Source organism: Arthrobacter sp. SPT-J7 (assembly GCF_059089965.1).
This window is the reverse complement of the sequence record NZ_JBNHFF010000396.1, coordinates 1-1,686: the sequence shown is the minus strand read 5'-3', so window position 1 is coordinate 1,686 and position 1,686 is coordinate 1. Positions and strand designations below refer to the sequence as shown.

Genomic DNA, 1,686 nt, shown 5'->3' with positions numbered 1-1,686 from the left:
ACACCAGGTCTGCAAGGGTGAAGCCGTCGTGTGCGGTGACGAAGTTGATGGAAGCCACGGGGCGGCGGCCGGAATGCTCGTACAGGTCCGCCGAGCCGGTGATGCGGGAAGCGAACTCGCCCAGGGTGGCGGGCTCGCCGCGCCAGAAGTCGCGCACCGTGTCGCGGTACTTGCCGTTCCATTCGGTCCACTGCGGCGGGAAGTTGCCCACCTGGTAGCCGCCTGGGCCAACGTCCCATGGCTCGGCGATGAGCTTGACCTGCGAGACCACCGGGTCCTGCTGGATGAGTTCGAAGAAGGTGGACAGCTTGTCCACGTCGTAGAACTCACGGGCAAGGGTGGAGGCGAGGTCGAAACGGAAGCCGTCTACGTGCATCTCGGTCACCCAGTACCGCAGTGAGTCCATCAGGAGCTGCAGGGAGTGCGGCTGGCGGACGTTCAGTGAGTTGCCGGTACCGGTGTAGTCCATGTAGTGCTTCTCGTCGCCCTCCATCAACCGGTAGTAGGCGGCGTTGTCGATGCCCTTGAAGGACAGCGTGGGGCCCAGGTGGTTGCCTTCGGCCGTGTGGTTGTACACCACGTCCAGAATGACTTCGATGCCGGCCTTGTGCAGCGAACGGACCATGGCTTTGAAGTCCTGGACCTGCTGGCCGGTGTCCCCGGTGGAGCTGTAGGTGTTCTGCGGGGCGAAGAAGCCGATGGTGTTGTAGCCCCAGTAGTTGTTCAGGCCCTTGTCCTGCAGGGTGCCGTCGTTGACGAACTGGTGCACGGGCATGAGTTCGATGGCGGTGACGCCCAGCTTCTGCAGGTGGGAGATGACGGCGGGGTGCGCCACGCCGGCGTAGGTGCCGCGCTGCTCCTCAGGAATCTCCGGGTGCAGCTCTGTGAGGCCCTTGACGTGGGCTTCATAGATGACCGACTGGTGGTAGGGAATCCGCAGGTTCTGGTCGCCGTCCCAGTCGAAGAACGGGTTTATCACCACGCCCATCATCATGTGGCTGGCGGAGTCCTCGTTGTTGATCGAGTCCGGCTCGCCCAGGTTGTAGGTAAACAGCGACGGGTCCCAGTCCACCTGGCCGTGGACTGCCTTGGCATAGGGGTCCAGCAGGAGCTTGTTGGGGTTGAAACGGTTGCCGGAAGCAGGATCGTAGGGGCCGTGGACCCGGTAGCCGTACTTCTGGCCCGGCTGGACCTGCGGGATGTAGCAGTGCCAGACATACCCGTCCACCTCGTCCACCGCGATGCGGGTTTCCTTGCCCTCATCGTCAAAGAGGCAGAGTTCAACTTTCTCGGCGCGTTCGCTGAACAGGGCAAAGTTGGTGCCGGTTCCGTTATAGGTGGCGCCAAGGGGATAAGCCGATCCAGGCCAGACTTCCATAATGCTCCTCTTTGTGATTCCGCAGCAGAAGGGCAGAGCCCCCTACCGCCGTGCGAACTAATGCCTACCGTAGCGGCTGGCTGTGACTATTACGTTTCCGGACCGCAGCGTTACTAAGCGTGCTTACTTTACCCCAGATCTCGGGTAAGGCGTCGGCGACGCCTCCCGCGGTGACCGGTCCACCCAAGCAGGAGTCCGACGCCGCCCGCCCGGCGCGGCCATGCAGCGCGGCTCCCAGCGCGGCCATGACAGCCCACCGCCCCTCCTCTTCCACGCCCCACATACCCAAGAGTCCGACGTCGGGACCC

1 protein-coding gene is annotated in these 1,686 nt (G+C 63.3%); it reads right to left on the bottom strand.

Annotated elements, in window-relative coordinates:
• Nucleotides 1-1,378: glycogen debranching protein GlgX (gene glgX, locus AC5RWX_RS33000; RefSeq protein ID WP_494100379.1), on the bottom strand; the 1,378-nt coding region annotated here is incomplete at its 3' end.
• Nucleotides 1,379-1,686 lie beyond the last annotated feature (308 nt).